Origin of the sequence: Actinophytocola oryzae (genome assembly GCF_004364325.1) — a bacterium.
Taxonomy (GTDB): domain Bacteria; phylum Actinomycetota; class Actinomycetes; order Mycobacteriales; family Pseudonocardiaceae; genus Actinophytocola; species Actinophytocola oryzae.
In genome coordinates, this window is record NZ_SOCP01000013.1 from 197,855 (window position 1) to 212,880 (window position 15,026).

Genomic DNA, 15,026 nt, shown 5'->3' on the forward strand with positions numbered 1-15,026 from the left:
ACCGAGGAGGCCACGTGGCGGAAGAGCAGGTGGTCATCTCGGTGGCCGACGACCGGTTCGGCGACATGGCCGCCGTCGTGGAGGCGCTCCGCCACGCGGGTCTGCGGGTGTCGGAGGTCCTCGACAGCGTCGGCGTGCTGACCGGCACGGTCGACGGGGATGCGCTGGGCTCCCTGTCGACCGTGCCGGGTGTCGCCGAGGTCGAGCGGTCGCGGGTCTACCAGCTACCCGACTAGCGCGGCGATCTCCTTCAGCTGTTCCTCGGTCAGCGGGCCGTGGGCCAGTGCACCCGCGTTGTCCTCGGCCTGGGCGACGCTGCGGAAGCCGGGGATCGGGATCGTGCGGTCGCTGCGGGCCCACAGCCAGGCCAGCGCGCCCTGGGCGAGGCTGCGGCCGTCGCTGGTGAGGATGTCGCGCAGGTCGTCGACTCTGGTGGCCCACTCGTTGGTCGGCACGCCGTCGGCGAAGAAGCGGAGCCACTCGGGGGCGACCGAGCGGATGTCGGTGCCGGTCGTGCGGCTGGTGTGGTCGCGACGGCCGAGCAGGCCCATGGCCAACGGCGTGCGGTTGACACTCGCCAGGTCGTGCTCGTCGCACAGGGCGAGCAGCTCCGGCGCGTCGTGCAGGACGCTGCACTCGTGCTGCAGCGCGACACAGCCGGGACGGCCGGCCCAGGCCGCGGCGCGTTCGGGGTCGTCGGTGCTCCAGGCGTAGCCGCGGATCAGGCCCTCCTCGATGAGGTCCTCGGCCGTGTCGGCCAGTGCCTCGGCGTCCTCGACGGACGGTGCGCTGTGGAGCTGGTAGAGGTCGAGGTAGTCGGCGCCGAGACGGGTGAGGGTGGCCCGGATCGCGCTGCGCATGTACTCGGGCGTGTTGTTCGGGCCGATGCGGGTCCTGGTGTCCTCGTCGAACATGTTGCCCCACTTGCTGGCGACGACCACCTCGTCGCGGTGGCCCGCGATGGCCCGGCCGAGCACGCGCTCGCTGTGTCCGGCGCCGTAGAGGTCGGCGGTGTCGAAGAACGTCACGCCGAGGTCCAGCGCCCGCCGGATCGCCGCGATCGACTCGTCGTCGTCGACCTCGCCCCAGCCGAGCGGCCTGCCCTCGTCGTCGGAGAATGGCCCGCCGATGGCCCAGCAGCCGAACCCGAGCGCGCTGACCTCGCGTTTCCCGATGACTCTGTGTTGCATTGCCTCGCTCCGCTCGGCGGTTCGCGAGCCTGTACGCGGCGCCTCCGCTGCTCCCTCACTGTTCATACCTCGTCATCGTGCCGGGTGGAGCGCGCTCCAGGTCCAGTCTATTTTCGAGGACATGCGCAGTGAGGTGAGTCCGAAGCGGGTGCGGGTGTACGCCGGCGGGCAACTTGTGGCGGACAGCTACGCGCCGGTTCTCGTGTGGGAGGTCCCGTACTACCCGACCTACTACCTGCCGGCCGCTGACGTCCGTGCCGAGCTGAAACCCGGTGGTGGCGACACGTACGACGTGGTCGCCGGGGGCGTGACCCTGCCAGGCGCCGCACGCAGGCACGAGGACCTCGTGCGGCTGGAGTTCGGTGCGATGGACGAGTGGCTGGAGGAGGACGAGCCGATCTACGTCCACCCGCGCGACCCGTACAAGCGGGTGGACATCCTGGCCAGCTCGCGGCACGTGGAGGTCCGCGTCGACGACGACGTGGTGGCGTCGTCCAACCAGCCCCGGATCCTGTTCGAGACGAGTCTGCCCCCGAGGTACTACCTGCCGCTGCCGGACGTCCGGATGGATCGGCTGCGCCCGTCGGACACCCGGACCTCGTGTCCCTACAAGGGAACCGCGTCGTACTGGCATGTCGGCGACCACGAGGACATCGTGTGGATCTACCGCACCACCCTGCCGGAGAGCCAGAAGGTCACCGGCATGGCCTGTTTCTACAACGAGAAGGTCGACCTCTACCTGGACGGCGTGCTCCAGGAGCGCCCGAAGTCCCCGTTCAGCTGACCGAGATGATGGGTGGGTGCGTGAACTCGTCTACCTGTCCGAACGCAAGCTGCGCCAGTTCCGGGCACCGAGGAAGAGACGCTTCTCCATCAGGGAGATCGGCATCCCGGGCGTCGGCCAGGTGGGCATCGAGCCGCAGGCGGTCTCGCACCTGGACGCGGTGGTCGAGCACCTGGACGGCATGGCCCGCTGGTACGAGGAGAAGGTCCCGGTCGGCGGCTGGGTGCACTTCGAGGCACGGCTCGGGCAGTGCATGGTGGACAGCGGCGAGTCCGGGCTGCGGGTGGTCCTGTTCGCCGAGCCGCCCGGGCACGCCGGACCGCCGCGGCTGGTGCTGCACGGCGCGCCTGACCACCTGCTCGGTCGCGTGACCGAGCCCGCCGGCGGTAGGGACCACGTGCCCGCCTCGGAGAGCTGGATGGTCCGGCCGCTGATCTGGCACCTCGCGACCGAGTTGGACGGCAAGACCTCGCACGGGGACTACCACAGCGACCTCCCGGTGTTGAACGAGTTCCTCGACCAGCACGTGGACCCGCACACCGCGGCGTGGATGGCCGGCTACGCGCGCGTCACCGTCGACACCGGCGACCTGCCGCTCGTGGTCGCGAGCCCGCTCTTCGTGGAGTACGTGTCGGCGCCCGATCAGTAGCCCAGGGCCTCGTCGATGGCCCGGTAGATGCGTTTCTCCGACACCGGGTACGCGGTTCTGAGGGTCTGGGCGAAGTAGCTCACGCGCAGCTCCTCGATCATCCAGCGGACCTCGACCAGACCCGGGTGGTCAACCAACTGGGCGCGGGCCTCCTCGTAGGCCTCCCACACGCCCTGGACCGCGTAGGTCCAGTCGGCGTCGCGGGCGGGACGTTCCGGGAGCTTGTCGATGCGGCGCAGGATGGCCGTCAGGTAGCGTTCCACATCGGACAGCCGCGTGTAGCCGGTCGCCGTCACGAAGCCGTTGAACACCAGGCGCTTGCGCTGGGTTCGCATGTCCTCGACCGACGACGCGAAGACCTTGCCCGTCATGCGGGACAGTGCCGCGTCCAGCGTCGCGTGGACCGTCAGCACACCTCTCGTGCGGGACAGCACGTCGTACAGCGTGTCGTGCACGTCCTGGCGTACCTTGTCACACAGGGTCTTGAAGGCGGTCGCCGTCCACACCGGACCGCCAGCCTGCGCTATCAGGTGGTCTGCCGCGCAGTTCAGGCAGTCCTCCAGCAGGCCGGGGACACTGCCGTGCGGGTTCGCCGACAGCGCCAGCTTCGCCGCGTTGTCCAGGCGGCGGACCACCTGTTTCACCGGCGAAGGGACGGTCAGCAGCACCAGCCTGCGGGTGCCCCGGGCCATCTCCCGGCGCTGCTCGGTCGGGTTGTCGAACAGCCGGACCGCGACCGAGCCGCCCTGGTCCACCAGTGCCGGGTACGCCGTCACCTGCTGGCCCGCCCTGCGCAGCGATACCGAACGCGGCAGCTCGTCGAGGTCCCACGTCGTCAGACCGTCGCGGGTGATGCCGTCCTCCCCCGACGCCAGCGACTCGCGGACCCGCTCGGCCAGCTCTCGTTTGAGAGCCCCGAGATCCTTGCCCTGGACGATCGGGGCGCCCGACGACTCCTCGACGACCTGGAACGTCGTGCGCAGGTGCTCTGGCACCTGGTCCAGCTGCCACGCCTCCGGCGGCACGACGACACCCGTGAGGTCACGCAGCACCGAGGCCACGTCGTCGACCGTCGGTTCAGCCACTGTGGACAGCCGGTCGAGCACCGCGACCACGTGGTCGGGAACCGGGACGAAGTTGCGGCGCACCGGTTTCGGCAGCGAGCGGATCAGCGCGGTCACGAGCTCCGGGCGCATGCCGGGGACCTGCCACGGCAGCCCGTCCGCGCTCACCCGGTTCAGCAGCGGCAGCGGCACCTTGACGGTCACGCCGTCGGTCGCCTCGCCCGGCTCGAACCGGTACGTCAGCGGGAGCTGGATGTCGTTGTGCCGCACGGCATCCGGGAAGTCCCGTTCGCTCACGCCGATCGACGGGTTCACCAGCAGGTCACGGGTGAACGTCAGCAGTTCCGGCTCGGTCTGGCGGGTCTTCTTCCACCACGTGTCGAAGTGCCTGCCGGACACCACGTCCTGGCCTACGCGTTCGTCGTAGAACTGGAACAGCGTCTCCTCGTCGACGACGATGTCCCGGCGCCGCGCCTTATGCTCCAGCTCCTCGACCTCTTCGAGCAGGGCCGCGTTGCGGGCGAGGAACTTGTGCCTGCTCTCCCACTCGCGCTGCACGAGCGCGTGCCGGACGAACAGCTCCCGCGCCACCGGCGGGTCGATGCGGCCGTAGTTCACCGAGCGGTCGACCACGATCGGCACACCGAGCAGCGTCACCCGCTCGGTCGCCATCACCGCGCCCCGCTTCTTCTCCCAGCGTGGTTCGCTGTAGGTCCTGCGCACCAGGTGCCCGGCGAGCGGCTCGATCCAGTCCGGCTCGATGCGTGCCACGATCCGGCCCCACAGCCGGGTCGTCTCGACCAGCTCCGCGGCCATCACCCAACGCGGCTGCTTCCTGAACAGCGCCGACCCGGGGAAGATGCCGAACCGCGCGTTGCGGGCGCCCAGGTAGTCGTGCTTGGCGGCGTCCTTCAGACCGATGTGGGACAGCAGGCCGGCGAGCAGCGACCGGTGCACGGCGTCGGGCTTCGCGGGTGTCTCGTTCGGCACCACGTCGAGGCTCCTGGTCATCTGCTTGAGCTGCCCGGCGACGTCCTGCCACTCCCGCACCCGCAGGTAGTTCAGGTACTCCGACCGGCACAGCTTGCGGAACCGGTTCGCCGACAGGTCGCGCTTCTGCTCGGTCAGGTACTCCCAGAGCTTCAGGTAGGACATGAAGTCCGACTCGGGGTCCCGGAAGCGGGCGTGCTGCTGGTCGGCCTGCGCCTGCTTGTCCACCGGCCGCTCACGCGGGTCCTGGATGGACAGTGCGGCGGCGATGACCGTGACCTCGCTGACGCATCCGTTGCGGTCGGCCTCCAGCACCATGCGGGCCAGACGGGGGTCGACCGGGAGGCGGGACAGCTTGCGGCCCAACGGGGTCAGGCGCGGTGTGGTGTCCTTCGTGGACGTCTCCAGCGCGCCGAGCTCGTGGAGCAGGTTCATGCCGTCGGTGATGTGCCTGCGGTCCGGCGGCTCGACGAACGGGAACTCGGCGATGTCACCGAGGTCGGCGGCGGCCATCTGCAGGATGACCGACGCGAGGTTGGTGCGCAGGATCTCCGGGTCGGTGAACTCGGGGCGCGCGTCGAAGTCGTCCTCCGCGTAGAGCCGGACGCAGATGCCGTCGGACGTGCGGCCGCAGCGGCCCTTGCGCTGGTTCGCCGACGCCTGCGAGATCTTCTCGATCGGCAGCCGCTGGACCTTCAGCCGGCTGCTGTACCGGGAGACGCGGGCGAAGCCGGGGTCGATGACGTACTTGATGCCAGGCACGGTCAGTGACGTCTCCGCCACGTTCGTTGCCAGCACCACGCGGCGGCCGCGATGTGACTGGAACACCCGGCGCTGCTCGCCTGCGGACAGCCGCGCGTACAGCGGCAGGACCTCGAGGCCCGGTTTCTCCAGGGCGACCAGGGCGTCCGCGGTGTCGCGGATCTCCCGCTCACCGGAGAGGAAGACCAGCACGTCGCCGGGGCCCTCGGCGGACAGCTCGTCGACCGCGTCCAGGATGGCCTGCGTCTGGTCACGCTCCGAGTCGGCGTCCGGGTCGTCGGGATCCACGATCGGGCGATATCGGACCTCGACCGGGTAGGTCCGGCCCGACACCTCCACGATCGGCGCGTCGTCGAAGTGCCGCGAGAAGCGCTCCGGGTCGATGGTGGCCGAGGTGATGATCACCTTGAGGTCGGGCCTGCGTGGCAGCAGCCGCCGCAGGTACCCCAGGATGAAGTCGATGTTGAGGCTGCGCTCGTGCGCCTCGTCGATGATCAGCGTGTCGTACTGGTGCAGCAGCCGGTCGGACTGCAGCTCGGCGAGCAGGATGCCGTCGGTCATGAGCTTGACGTACGTGCGGTCGCTGACGTCGTCGGTGAACCGGACCTTCCAGCCGACGGCGTCACCCAGCCTGACGTCCAGCTCGTCGGAGATCCGCTCGGCCACCGTGCGTGCCGCGATCCGGCGCGGCTGCGTGTGCCCGATCATCCCCCGCACGCCCCTGCCGAGCTCCAGGCAGATCTTCGGCAGTTGCGTCGTCTTGCCCGAACCGGTCTCCCCCGCGACGATCACGACCTGGTGCTCGGCAATCGCCCTGGCGATGTCGTCGCGGCGCTGGCTGATCGGCAGCTCGGCCGGGTAGGTGATCTTCGGGAGGGCCGAGGCGCGGGCGGCCACCCGGTTCGCCGCCTTGTCCACCTCCGCCGTGATCTCCTCGACGCGTGCCTGCCGCACCCGGTCGTTCTTGATCTTGCCGAGCCCGTCGATGCGACGGCTCAGGCGACGCTCGTCGCGCAGCATCAGCTCGGGGAGGCGGGCACGCAGGCCGGAAGGCGTAGTCATCTCGTTACGAGCCTAACGGCGGACACGACCGAGTTATTTCGACACCGGCCACCGCGGTCACGTTCGGTGACGAGTGATCACTCGAAGCGCGTGAGGTCACCGGCGCCCTCCCTGATGACCTCCATCTCGTCCTCGGAGAAGTCGATCACGGTGGTGGGCTCGGTGCCGCAGTCGCCGGAGTCGATCACCGCGTCCACCGAGTGGTCGAGCGCCTCCTTGATCTCCCAGCCCTGCGTCATGGGCTCCTCCTCCCCCGGCAGCAGCAGCGTGCTGGACAGGAGCGGCTCGCCGAGCTCCTCGAGGATGGCCTGGGTGACCACGTGGTCGGGGATGCGGACGCCGACCGTCTTCTTCTTGGCGTGCATCAGCCTGCGCGGCACCTCCTTGGTGGCGGGCAGGATGAATGTGTACGGCCCCGGTGTCGCGGCCTTGACCGCGCGGAAGACCGTGTTGCTGAGGTAGACGAACTGGCCGAGCTGCGCGAAGTCGCTGCAGACCAGCGTGAAGTGGTGGCGGTCGTCGAGGTGGCGGATCTGGCGGATGCGCTCCAGACCGTCCTTGTTGCCGAGCTGGCAGCCCAGTGCGAAGCATGAGTCGGTCGGGTACGCGATCAGGCCACCGCGCCGGACGAGGTCCACGACCTGGCCGATCGACCGGCGCTGCGGATTGTCCGGGTGCACGTCGAAGTACTTCGCCACCCGGCGCAGCCTAGCCCGCCACCCCTCGCCACCAGGAACGAGGCGTACTACATCTGCACCAGCGTGGACATGAGGCGGCCGAGGTCCACGTCGGGGTCGTCGGTGAGGCCGGTGTGCGCGGGCGAGGTCTGCAGGATGGTGCTGCGGGGGGCCGTCAACCAGCGGAAACGCTGCCCCACCGAGCTCTGCGCCATCGGACCGGAGCCCTCGCACGCCTGGTGGAGCGAGCGGAGGGCGTCCTCCAGCACCTCGAGGTCCAGCTCCGGGTCCAGGGCGCGGAGCCGGTCGCGGTCGACCTCGACCGCGCAGCGCAGGTAACGCAGCGGCGCGCAGTAGACGATGGCGCCGACGTTCATGAACTCGCCGCGCTCCGGGCGCGGCACGGCACGCACGAGTGCGTGCTCAAACACGTGCGGCACGGGTCTCCTCCAGCGCGGCGACCCAGTTGGACGCGTCGGCAAGGCGTGCGGTGAAGTATGCCGCGTAGGCCGCCCGCACCTGGTCGGGCGACCCGAACTCGGGGTCGAGCCAGTCGTCCGGGACGAGGCCGACGATCTCCTCGACCAGCTCGCGGGTGATCTTCGGGCGCAGCTCGGCGTCGACGCCGGTGATCGACGCCGGGTTCGCGGCCATCATGACGTGGTCGGCTGCGTCATACCGGTAGGTCGCGGCCGGTCGCCAGCCGGGGAGCCAGCGGTGGTGGAAGATCAGCGACGCGCCGTGGTCGATCAGCCAGGCCTGACGGTGCCAGAGCAGCAGGTTCGGGTTGCGCCAGCTGCGGTCGACGTTGAGGACGAGGGTGTCGAACCAGAGCAGGCGCGCGGCGAGCTCCGGCCCGGGGTCGCGGACGCGCGGGTTGAAGTCGAACGAGCCGGGCAGGTAGTCGATGCCGAGGTTGACCCCGGCGCTCGCGTGCAGCAGGGCCTGGATCTCCTCGTCCGGCTCGGACCGCGACAGCTCGGGGTCCAGCTCGACGAGCACGATCTCGGGCACCCGGAACCCGAGCCTGCGGGCCAGCTCCCCGACGATGATCTCCGCGGTGAGTGCCTTGAGCCCCTGTCCGGCGCCCCGGAACTTGAGGACGTACATGCCGAGGTCGTCCGCCTCGACCAGCCCGGGCAGCGAGCCTCCCTCCCGAAACGGCGTCACGTACCGGGTAGCCGCCACGGTCCGCAAACCACGCTGATCCACGACAGCATGATGACAGGTCGGTTTCCATCCGTCGACCGACCCGGACCGGTCCGCCGTCCACAGTGGACGAGCGGGAGGCGGCGTGACCGTGCCCGGGGGACGGTGAGCACGGCCACGCCGCGGGACTTCAGTGCGAGGACACGGTGATCACACTCTCGTGACTGTTCGCCTGGCGGCGTCGAACCGTTCGACCGCGTCCGCGCCGTGCAGGTCGACCAGGTACTCGCGGCCACGCAGTGCCGCGGTGGGCTGCAGGTGCGAGAGCAGCGGGTTGTCCACCACGACGGTGTTGTTGCCGCGGAACTCGTAGGCCCGGATCGGTGTGGTGAGACTGAGGTTCACCACCGTGTGCGCCCAGCCCTTCTGGATCGGCAGGAGGTCGCCCCGGTGCTGGACCGCCTCGTACTCCAGGTTGTCGCCGAACAACGTGAGCGCACCCTCCTCCCCGCACTCGTAGACGAGGACGATCACGTCGGTCTCCGTGTGCCAGTGCGCGTTGGCGATGAACCCTGCGGGCACGTCGAGACCGCCTGCGCAGATACTGATCTCCGGAGCATTCCCGTCCGGACGCCCGTCGACCAACGGTCGGATCCGATGCCCCTGCGGGGTGAGCACCGGGTCGATCGACTCAAAAGGGATCGCTGTCGGGGGTTTGGTCAACATGGCGAGGTCCTCTCGGTGGGCGTACCTGTCCGGGGCGCATCTCCCCAGACCGGCGAGTAGCAGGCCAGCCATCCCTGTCCTTACGCGGTGCCGTCCAACCGAGTTTGAAGGTTCCAGGGAAATAACGGGAGACGTGAAGCCATTTTGTTGAGTAGAAGTTGCCAATGCAACGCCGGTACGTCACATAAGTGCGAGCTGATTGTTTGCCGCCAGGCAACCAGTGCGTGCACGCGCCGTCTGCACGTGCAGAACAGGTGCCGAATTGTAGCGGCTAAAGTATTGCGCTGTGGTCAGATAGACAGGTAAGACCGGGGCACCGGCATTGACAAATGCCGGCCGAACATATCGGTTCGGTAACCGAACGACAATTGTCCTCGGCATTCCCGCTGGCCAGCCGTCAAATGCGCGCCAGTGCCGGTCTCGGGGGTGGGCGCGAGCGGAACGCCATGTCGCGGCCGCGCGGTCTGGTCACCGGTGATGCCCCGCAGTGTGGTAATCACGTTCCGTGCGGACCTCGTTGGTCGCGGACGGATGACGAGACGATCTCGGTAGTATTTCCCCGTCGTCCTGGAATGCCGCTGGAATCCATGGGGAAACCCTACCGTGGCCCAGTCGCGATGGGCGGGACCCCCACCGGCGGGCGAGTGTCATGGTCCTGTGCCACCGTGACTTGATCCTCTTCCGGGGTGTCGGGCAGGCGTGGCGGCGGCGTCGGAGTGGGTGCGCCTGATAATCATCGGGAATATCCGGCGCGTGGATACATCGTTCGCGCTGGCAGGGCGGCGGGGAATACGGGTGGGGTCACGAGGCGTGACGTCAATGCGGGGCGAAGATCAACGACCTGGGTGCACGCCCGTGGCGGGATAGGCGGGGGCGGGTGCCATCTGCCGGGGCGTGTCGGCTGTCGTGGGCCGCGGTGGGAGGAGCGGATCGTCACGAGGGGTTGTACCCGATCGGGTGACTGCCGGATCTTGCCGGTGGGCGTCGTCCGCTGCCGGCAAGATCCGGCAGTTCTGCTGGTGTCGCTGTCGTGATCGTTTTGTTTCCAAAATGGACGTATGGTCCATAGAGTGGTGGCATGGGTTGGGAGGAGTGCCGCGGGTGGGGTGGCGGACGTGGTGGGGAGAGTCGTTGCCGGGCCGGGACGCGGTGATGACGGCCGGGTCCGCCTTGACGCAGGGCGGGGTTGGCGGATTTCTGGGGGTCGGTGACACAGCTTGGCTTCTCGTCGTGGCGGGGGTGGCGGGATCGGGTGGGAGACGGCGGTTACGGCGTGCGTGGGGAGTGGCGGGGTGAGCGTGGCGGTCCTTGTCTCGGCGGTGGTCCGGTTCGCTTCGGCCGACCGGCGCACCACTACAAGCCGCTCCAGCCGGAAGCGCGCGCCAGGCAGGCGGCGACACGACTTCTTGCTGCCCGATTCGGGCCTCGGCATGGCGGGAGGCGCGGGCCACGATGAGGCCGTGCGTGGTGACCGGCACGGTGAGCACGGCGTCCCGTACCACGGCCACGACGATGACCTCGCCAGCGATCGAGGCGGAAACGTCCGCGGCGGGGATCCCAGCAGGCATCCCGGCAGTGATCTCGGCAGGCATACCGGCGGCAGGGATCACCGCAGGCGCCTCGGCAGCAGGTATCGCCGCAGCGAACCCGGCGGGCACCTCGGCGGCAAGCATCGAGGCGGAGATCTCGGCGGCGAGGAACTTGGCAGGGACCTCGAAGGAGTATCGGCGGGGATGTGAGGTGGGGTCGTGAAAGCTGTGGTTTATCGGGCGTACGGCGAGTCGCCCGTCGTGACCGAGGTGCCCCAACCCACCGCGCCTGACGGTGGCGCGGTGCTCGAGGTCAGGGCGACCGGCGTGTGTCGGTCGGACTGGCATGCGTGGCGTGGGCACGAACCCGTCGCGCTGCCGCACATCCCGGGGCACGAGTTGGCCGGTGTGGTGGCCTCGGTCGGTGCGGGAGTCACGCGGTGGCGGGTCGGCGACCGGGTGACGGTGCCGTTCGTGTGCGGGTGTGGGGTGTGCGAGTTCTGCCTCGCAGGCGACGCCCAGGTCTGTCCACACCAGACACAGCCGGGGTTCACCGGGCCCGGGTCGTTCGCGGAGTTGGTGGCGATCCACGCGGCGGACACGAACCTGGTGGCGCTCCCCGAATCGGTCGACTTCGTGACGGCCGCCTCGCTCGGCTGTCGGTTCGCCACGGCGTTCCGGGCGGTCACCGTGCACGGTCGGGTCCGGGCGGGCGACTGGTTGGCCGTTCACGGCTGCGGCGGCGTCGGGCTCTCCTCGGTCCTCATCGGGGTGGCTCTCGGCGCGCGGGTGATCGCGGTCGACGTCTCGGCCGCGGCACTCGACCGGGCACGGGCCCTCGGTGCCACCCACACCGTCGACGCCGAACCCGTCGCCGCGATCCGCGCGCTCACGGCGGGCGGTGCCACTGTGTCGATCGACGCGCTCGGCTCGCCGGAGACTGCCGCGGCGTCCGTGTCGTGCCTGCGTCGCCGTGGTCGCCACGTGCAGGCTGGTCTGCTGCTGGACGGCCCGACCCCACTGCCGATGGACCTGGTCGTCGCACGCGAGCTGTCCATCAACGGGTCGCACGGCATGGCCGCCGCCGACTACCCGGACATGCTCGCCCTCGTGGCGGACGGGACGCTGCGGCCCCAGCTGTTGGTGGGCAGGGTGATCGGCCTCGCCGAGGCGCCTGCCGCGCTGACCGCGATGGACCGGCCGCCTACGACAGCGGGCATGACAGTCATCGACATGCATCACCCGGCGACTGGATAGTCGCCGCCTATTGGTCCGGTGCGCTCCTCGAACTCGATCAGCTGTGCCACATGACAACTGCCCTGGACAACAATTCTTCTTTCGAAATTTGTCACCAGCGGACAGATTTGCCGGGCAGAGGGCCTGGGCGCGTTGACTCGACGACGTGAACGGATTGCTCCACATACCGCCCGCGCATTTGGCGGATTCGACGTTTCTGCAGGCAGATCGGGTTGTGGGATCTTGGAGGTGTCATTCGCCGACCGTGTCACCTGTACGGTTACTCGCGAGTAGGGTGGCACCTTGGCCACACTCGACGGGTCTCGTCGCCGGAAAAGCGGAATTACCACAATTTCGCGGAAACAACACCGCCGGACGCGTTTGGTGTCGGGTTGCGGGTGGTATCCGCCGCCAGGACGCCGAGACGGGCCGGGCGGACAGCGCGGTTGCTCCCCGGGTACGAAGTGAGGTTCGTGCCATTGGGACCAGCGGCGCGGGGCCGCAGACGTGGTGGTCGCGCCCGTCTCGGCGTCTACTGTGGATGGAGCATGAAGTGTGGCGACCCCGTCACCGTATCCCTGTAGTTGGTCGTGGCGTTAGTGTCGGTCCATGCGGGAACGGCGGGTTGTCGAGGCTCTCGTGACCTGGCTCGGACCGGAGCCGGACCCACGGGTGCTCACCTCCGTGATCGGCTCGGCTGCCGGGGCGACCGGCTGCGCCCTGACTGTCGCGGGTGAACGCTTCCAGTGGGGCGACGGTGACGCGTGGGTGTCGTTCCAGGTCACCTACGACGGCGAGGCCCAGGGCACGCTCGACCTGGCGCCCGCGTCGGTCGGGCCGATGCCGGAGGTCGTCGCCGTCCTCGGCGCTCCCCTGGCGCTCGTGCGCCTGCGCATCGAGACCGAACAACTGCGCCGTGCCGGTGACAGCGCGGCCCGCCAGCTCGTGGACGACCGCTGGCGTGCCGCCGCCGAGATGGAGCAGGAGCGGCGCGGGCTGGAACGCGACCTCCACGACGGCGCCCAGCACCACCTCGTGGCCCTGCGGATGGCCTTCGCGATCGCCGAGCACTCCGGTGGCTCCGTCGACGACCTGCTGTCCCGGCTCGACACGGCCGAGCGCGTGCTCGTCGACACCGCGGCGGGTGTCCTGCCCGTCGCACTGGTGTCGCAGGGGCTCGCGGCCGCGCTGAAGGCCGAGCTGGCCAACCACGACGACGTGGCGCTCGACATCGACGGGCTGCGCAGGCGGTACCCGGCGGTCGTCGAGTCCGCGGTCTACTTCGTGTGCATGGAGGCCGTGAACAACGCGCACAAGCACGCGTCCGGCGCCCACATCACGGTGTCGGCGCGCGACAGCTACCGGGGACTCGAGTTCGCGGTCACCGACGACGGGCCGGGGTTCGTCGTGTCGGCGACCGGCTCCGGGCTGCACAACCTGACCGAACGCGCCGGTGCCGTCGGCGGCACGGTCGAGGTCAGCTCCACGCCCGGCGAGGGCACCACGGTCCAGGGCTTCGTGCCACTCTGAACCCGGGTCAGGACCTCAGGATGCCCTCGGCCGTGCGGGCCAGTACCTCGCACGCGAGGCGGTCGCGGCCACCCGTCGCCGGGTGTTCCGCCTGGGTTCGCCAGTGCGTCGCCGCCTGCTGGGCCGCCGCCCGGATCTGCGGCTCGTCCGCGTCCTGCGGCAGGCCGAGCCGGGTCCGCGCGTCCGTGCCGTGGGTGCCGAGCAGCCTCGCGGCGTCCACCGTCATGCCGCGCAGCAGCTTGGTGTCGCCGCGCTCGATGGTGTCCAGCAGGTCCAGCTCGGCCAGCTCGTGTGCCTCCGTCGCGGTCCGGTCCACCGACCAGCGCAGCGGGTGACCGTCCGGCAGTGCCCGCACGAGCCTGGTCATCTCGATCAGCGCGCGCCGGGCCGCCAGCACCGGCCGCCAGGCGGCGAGCCTGTCGGTCAGCTGCTCGACCGTGGCCGACTCGCTCAGCTCCACCCGCTGCCGCGCCAACCGCAGCGCCGCGCGGAACGCGTGCGGCGGCGGGACGAGGCACAGCACCGCGTCGACACCGTCGTCGGCCGCCAGCCGCTGTGCCAGCGACCTGTTCGCGGGGCCGGGGAACACCGTCACCCCGGCCGAGGACTCCGGTGAGCCGACCACCGCGATCCTCGGCGGGTCCAGCAGGCGCCGTGCCACCGCCTCCCACTCGGGGCCGCCCACCGCCTCCTGTCCCTGGCGCACGAGGTCACGCACCTGCCGGTACAGCGGGCTGTGGTCCAGCGGCGGCGCCGGGCCCACGGCAGGCTCGATGCGGTCCGCGACCGTCACCCGCACGACCGCCGTCCCGTCGCTCACCGAGCACTCCATCGCCCCGCCGAGCACCGAGATGCGTTCCGCGTCGTGGGCCAGTGCCGCGTCCAGGTCGTCGGCGGGCGCGGGTGCCGTGATGCGGACACGCAACGCGTCGTCGCGGTGGAAGTGAACCTCCACCAGCCCGTCCACGACGTTCAACACCGCGGCCACCGCGTGGTAGAGGCCCGACTCGACCTGCCAGCCGACGCGCCTGCCCAGCGTGCCGGTGAAGTGGACCGGGTAGGGCAGCGTCGCCGCCAGCTCCTCCAGCGCCTCACGCGGGCCCCGGTCGGGCAGCATCGCCGGGTACACGCCGCGCACCACCGTGCGGAAGTTGTCGATCAGGTCGTCCAGCGCGCCGCGCGCACGCGCCGGGCCCGACCGCAGCCGGGTCCGCACCTCCGCCAGGTCACGCAGCGTCGTGGTGGTGATGGCGCCGACGAGCCGCCGGCGCTCCAGGTCGCGGACCTGCGCCAGGCGTTCGCGGGCGGTCGTCAGCTCGGCACGCAGGCCGTCGGCGCGGGACCGCGCGTGGTGGTGGTCGGAGCGCAGCCACGACAGGCGGTGCGCGATGCCGAGCCACAACGCGGTCTCCCGCAGCAGCGCCTGCCGGGCGTCGCTCCAGCGCCGCACCTCGGCGACGATCACCACCCCGCCGCCTGCCACCTGCTCACGCGCGGCCTCCGCCCCGAGGCTCGGGCCGAGCGGCCAGGACGCGACGCTCACGAGCCCGGTCGCGGACGGCATGCCGTAGACGGCCTGGCCCTCCACGGCCTCGGCGAGGTTGCGCACCAGCGCGTGGACGAGCTGGTGCGGTGGCGCGACGGTCGCGAGCTCGTGCGGGCGGACGCCCTTCATGTG

The 15,026-nt window shown here is 70.1% G+C and carries 13 protein-coding genes; 6 read left to right on the forward strand and 7 right to left on the reverse strand.

Annotated elements, in window-relative coordinates; translation table 11 throughout:
• Window positions 1-14 precede the first annotated feature (14 nt).
• Window positions 15-236, forward strand: coding sequence for a hypothetical protein (locus CLV71_RS31440; protein WP_133906500.1), 222 nt, complete (start codon window positions 15-17; stop codon window positions 234-236).
• Here CLV71_RS31440 and CLV71_RS31445 read toward each other — a convergent pair.
• Window positions 225-1,190: an aldo/keto reductase gene (locus CLV71_RS31445; protein ID WP_133906501.1), complete on the reverse strand. Its 966-nt coding sequence runs from the start codon at window positions 1,188-1,190 to the stop codon at window positions 225-227. The genes CLV71_RS31440 and CLV71_RS31445 overlap by 12 nt on opposite strands.
• A 121-nt stretch (window positions 1,191-1,311) precedes the next feature.
• Between CLV71_RS31445 and CLV71_RS31450 the strand changes: the two genes are divergently transcribed.
• Both CLV71_RS31450 and CLV71_RS31455 read left to right on the forward strand, forming a co-directional pair.
• Window positions 1,312-1,974 (forward strand): DUF427 domain-containing protein, encoded by a 663-nt coding sequence (locus CLV71_RS31450; protein WP_133906502.1) that lies wholly within the window; start codon window positions 1,312-1,314, stop codon window positions 1,972-1,974.
• 16 nt (window positions 1,975-1,990) lie between these two features.
• Window positions 1,991-2,623, forward strand: a complete 633-nt coding sequence (locus tag CLV71_RS31455; RefSeq protein WP_133906503.1) for an SAVMC3_10250 family protein — start codon at window positions 1,991-1,993, stop codon at window positions 2,621-2,623.
• Here CLV71_RS31455 and hrpA read toward each other — a convergent pair.
• The 5 genes from hrpA to CLV71_RS31480 form a co-directional block, all read right to left on the reverse strand.
• Complete coding sequence (gene hrpA / locus CLV71_RS31460) at window positions 2,617-6,501, reverse strand: ATP-dependent RNA helicase HrpA (RefSeq protein ID WP_133906504.1); 3,885 nt, start codon at window positions 6,499-6,501, stop codon at window positions 2,617-2,619. The genes CLV71_RS31455 and hrpA overlap by 7 nt on opposite strands.
• 77 nt (window positions 6,502-6,578) lie before the next feature.
• Window positions 6,579-7,199, reverse strand: coding sequence for an L-threonylcarbamoyladenylate synthase (locus tag CLV71_RS31465; protein WP_133906505.1), 621 nt, complete (start codon window positions 7,197-7,199; stop codon window positions 6,579-6,581).
• Between the two features lie 47 nt (window positions 7,200-7,246).
• Window positions 7,247-7,618, reverse strand: coding sequence for a DUF3037 domain-containing protein (locus CLV71_RS31470; protein ID WP_133906506.1), 372 nt, complete (start codon window positions 7,616-7,618; stop codon window positions 7,247-7,249).
• Window positions 7,602-8,390, reverse strand: coding sequence for a HipA family kinase (locus tag CLV71_RS31475; RefSeq protein WP_208297835.1), 789 nt, complete (start codon window positions 8,388-8,390; stop codon window positions 7,602-7,604). The genes CLV71_RS31470 and CLV71_RS31475 overlap by 17 nt, the downstream gene beginning before the upstream one ends.
• 147 nt (window positions 8,391-8,537) lie before the next feature.
• Window positions 8,538-9,053 (reverse strand): cupin domain-containing protein, encoded by a 516-nt coding sequence (locus CLV71_RS31480; protein WP_133906507.1) that lies wholly within the window; start codon window positions 9,051-9,053, stop codon window positions 8,538-8,540.
• A 1,460-nt stretch (window positions 9,054-10,513) separates the two neighbouring features.
• Between CLV71_RS31480 and CLV71_RS31485 the strand changes: the two genes are divergently transcribed.
• The 3 genes from CLV71_RS31485 (at window position 10,514) to CLV71_RS31495 (ending at window position 13,348) form a co-directional block, all read left to right on the forward strand.
• Window positions 10,514-10,792 (forward strand): hypothetical protein, encoded by a 279-nt coding sequence (locus CLV71_RS31485; protein WP_133906508.1) that lies wholly within the window; start codon window positions 10,514-10,516, stop codon window positions 10,790-10,792.
• 9 nt (window positions 10,793-10,801) lie between these two features.
• Window positions 10,802-11,839, forward strand: coding sequence for a zinc-dependent alcohol dehydrogenase family protein (locus tag CLV71_RS31490; RefSeq protein WP_133906509.1), 1,038 nt, complete (start codon window positions 10,802-10,804; stop codon window positions 11,837-11,839).
• A 588-nt stretch (window positions 11,840-12,427) separates the two neighbouring features.
• A complete protein-coding gene (locus tag CLV71_RS31495) occupies window positions 12,428-13,348 on the forward strand; it encodes a sensor histidine kinase (RefSeq protein WP_133906510.1) in 921 nt (306 codons plus the stop codon).
• A 7-nt stretch (window positions 13,349-13,355) separates the two neighbouring features.
• Here CLV71_RS31495 and CLV71_RS31500 read toward each other — a convergent pair whose 3' ends face one another.
• Window positions 13,356-15,023, reverse strand: coding sequence for a hypothetical protein (locus tag CLV71_RS31500; RefSeq protein ID WP_133906511.1), 1,668 nt, complete (start codon window positions 15,021-15,023; stop codon window positions 13,356-13,358).
• Between the last annotated feature and the right edge of the window lie 3 nt (window positions 15,024-15,026).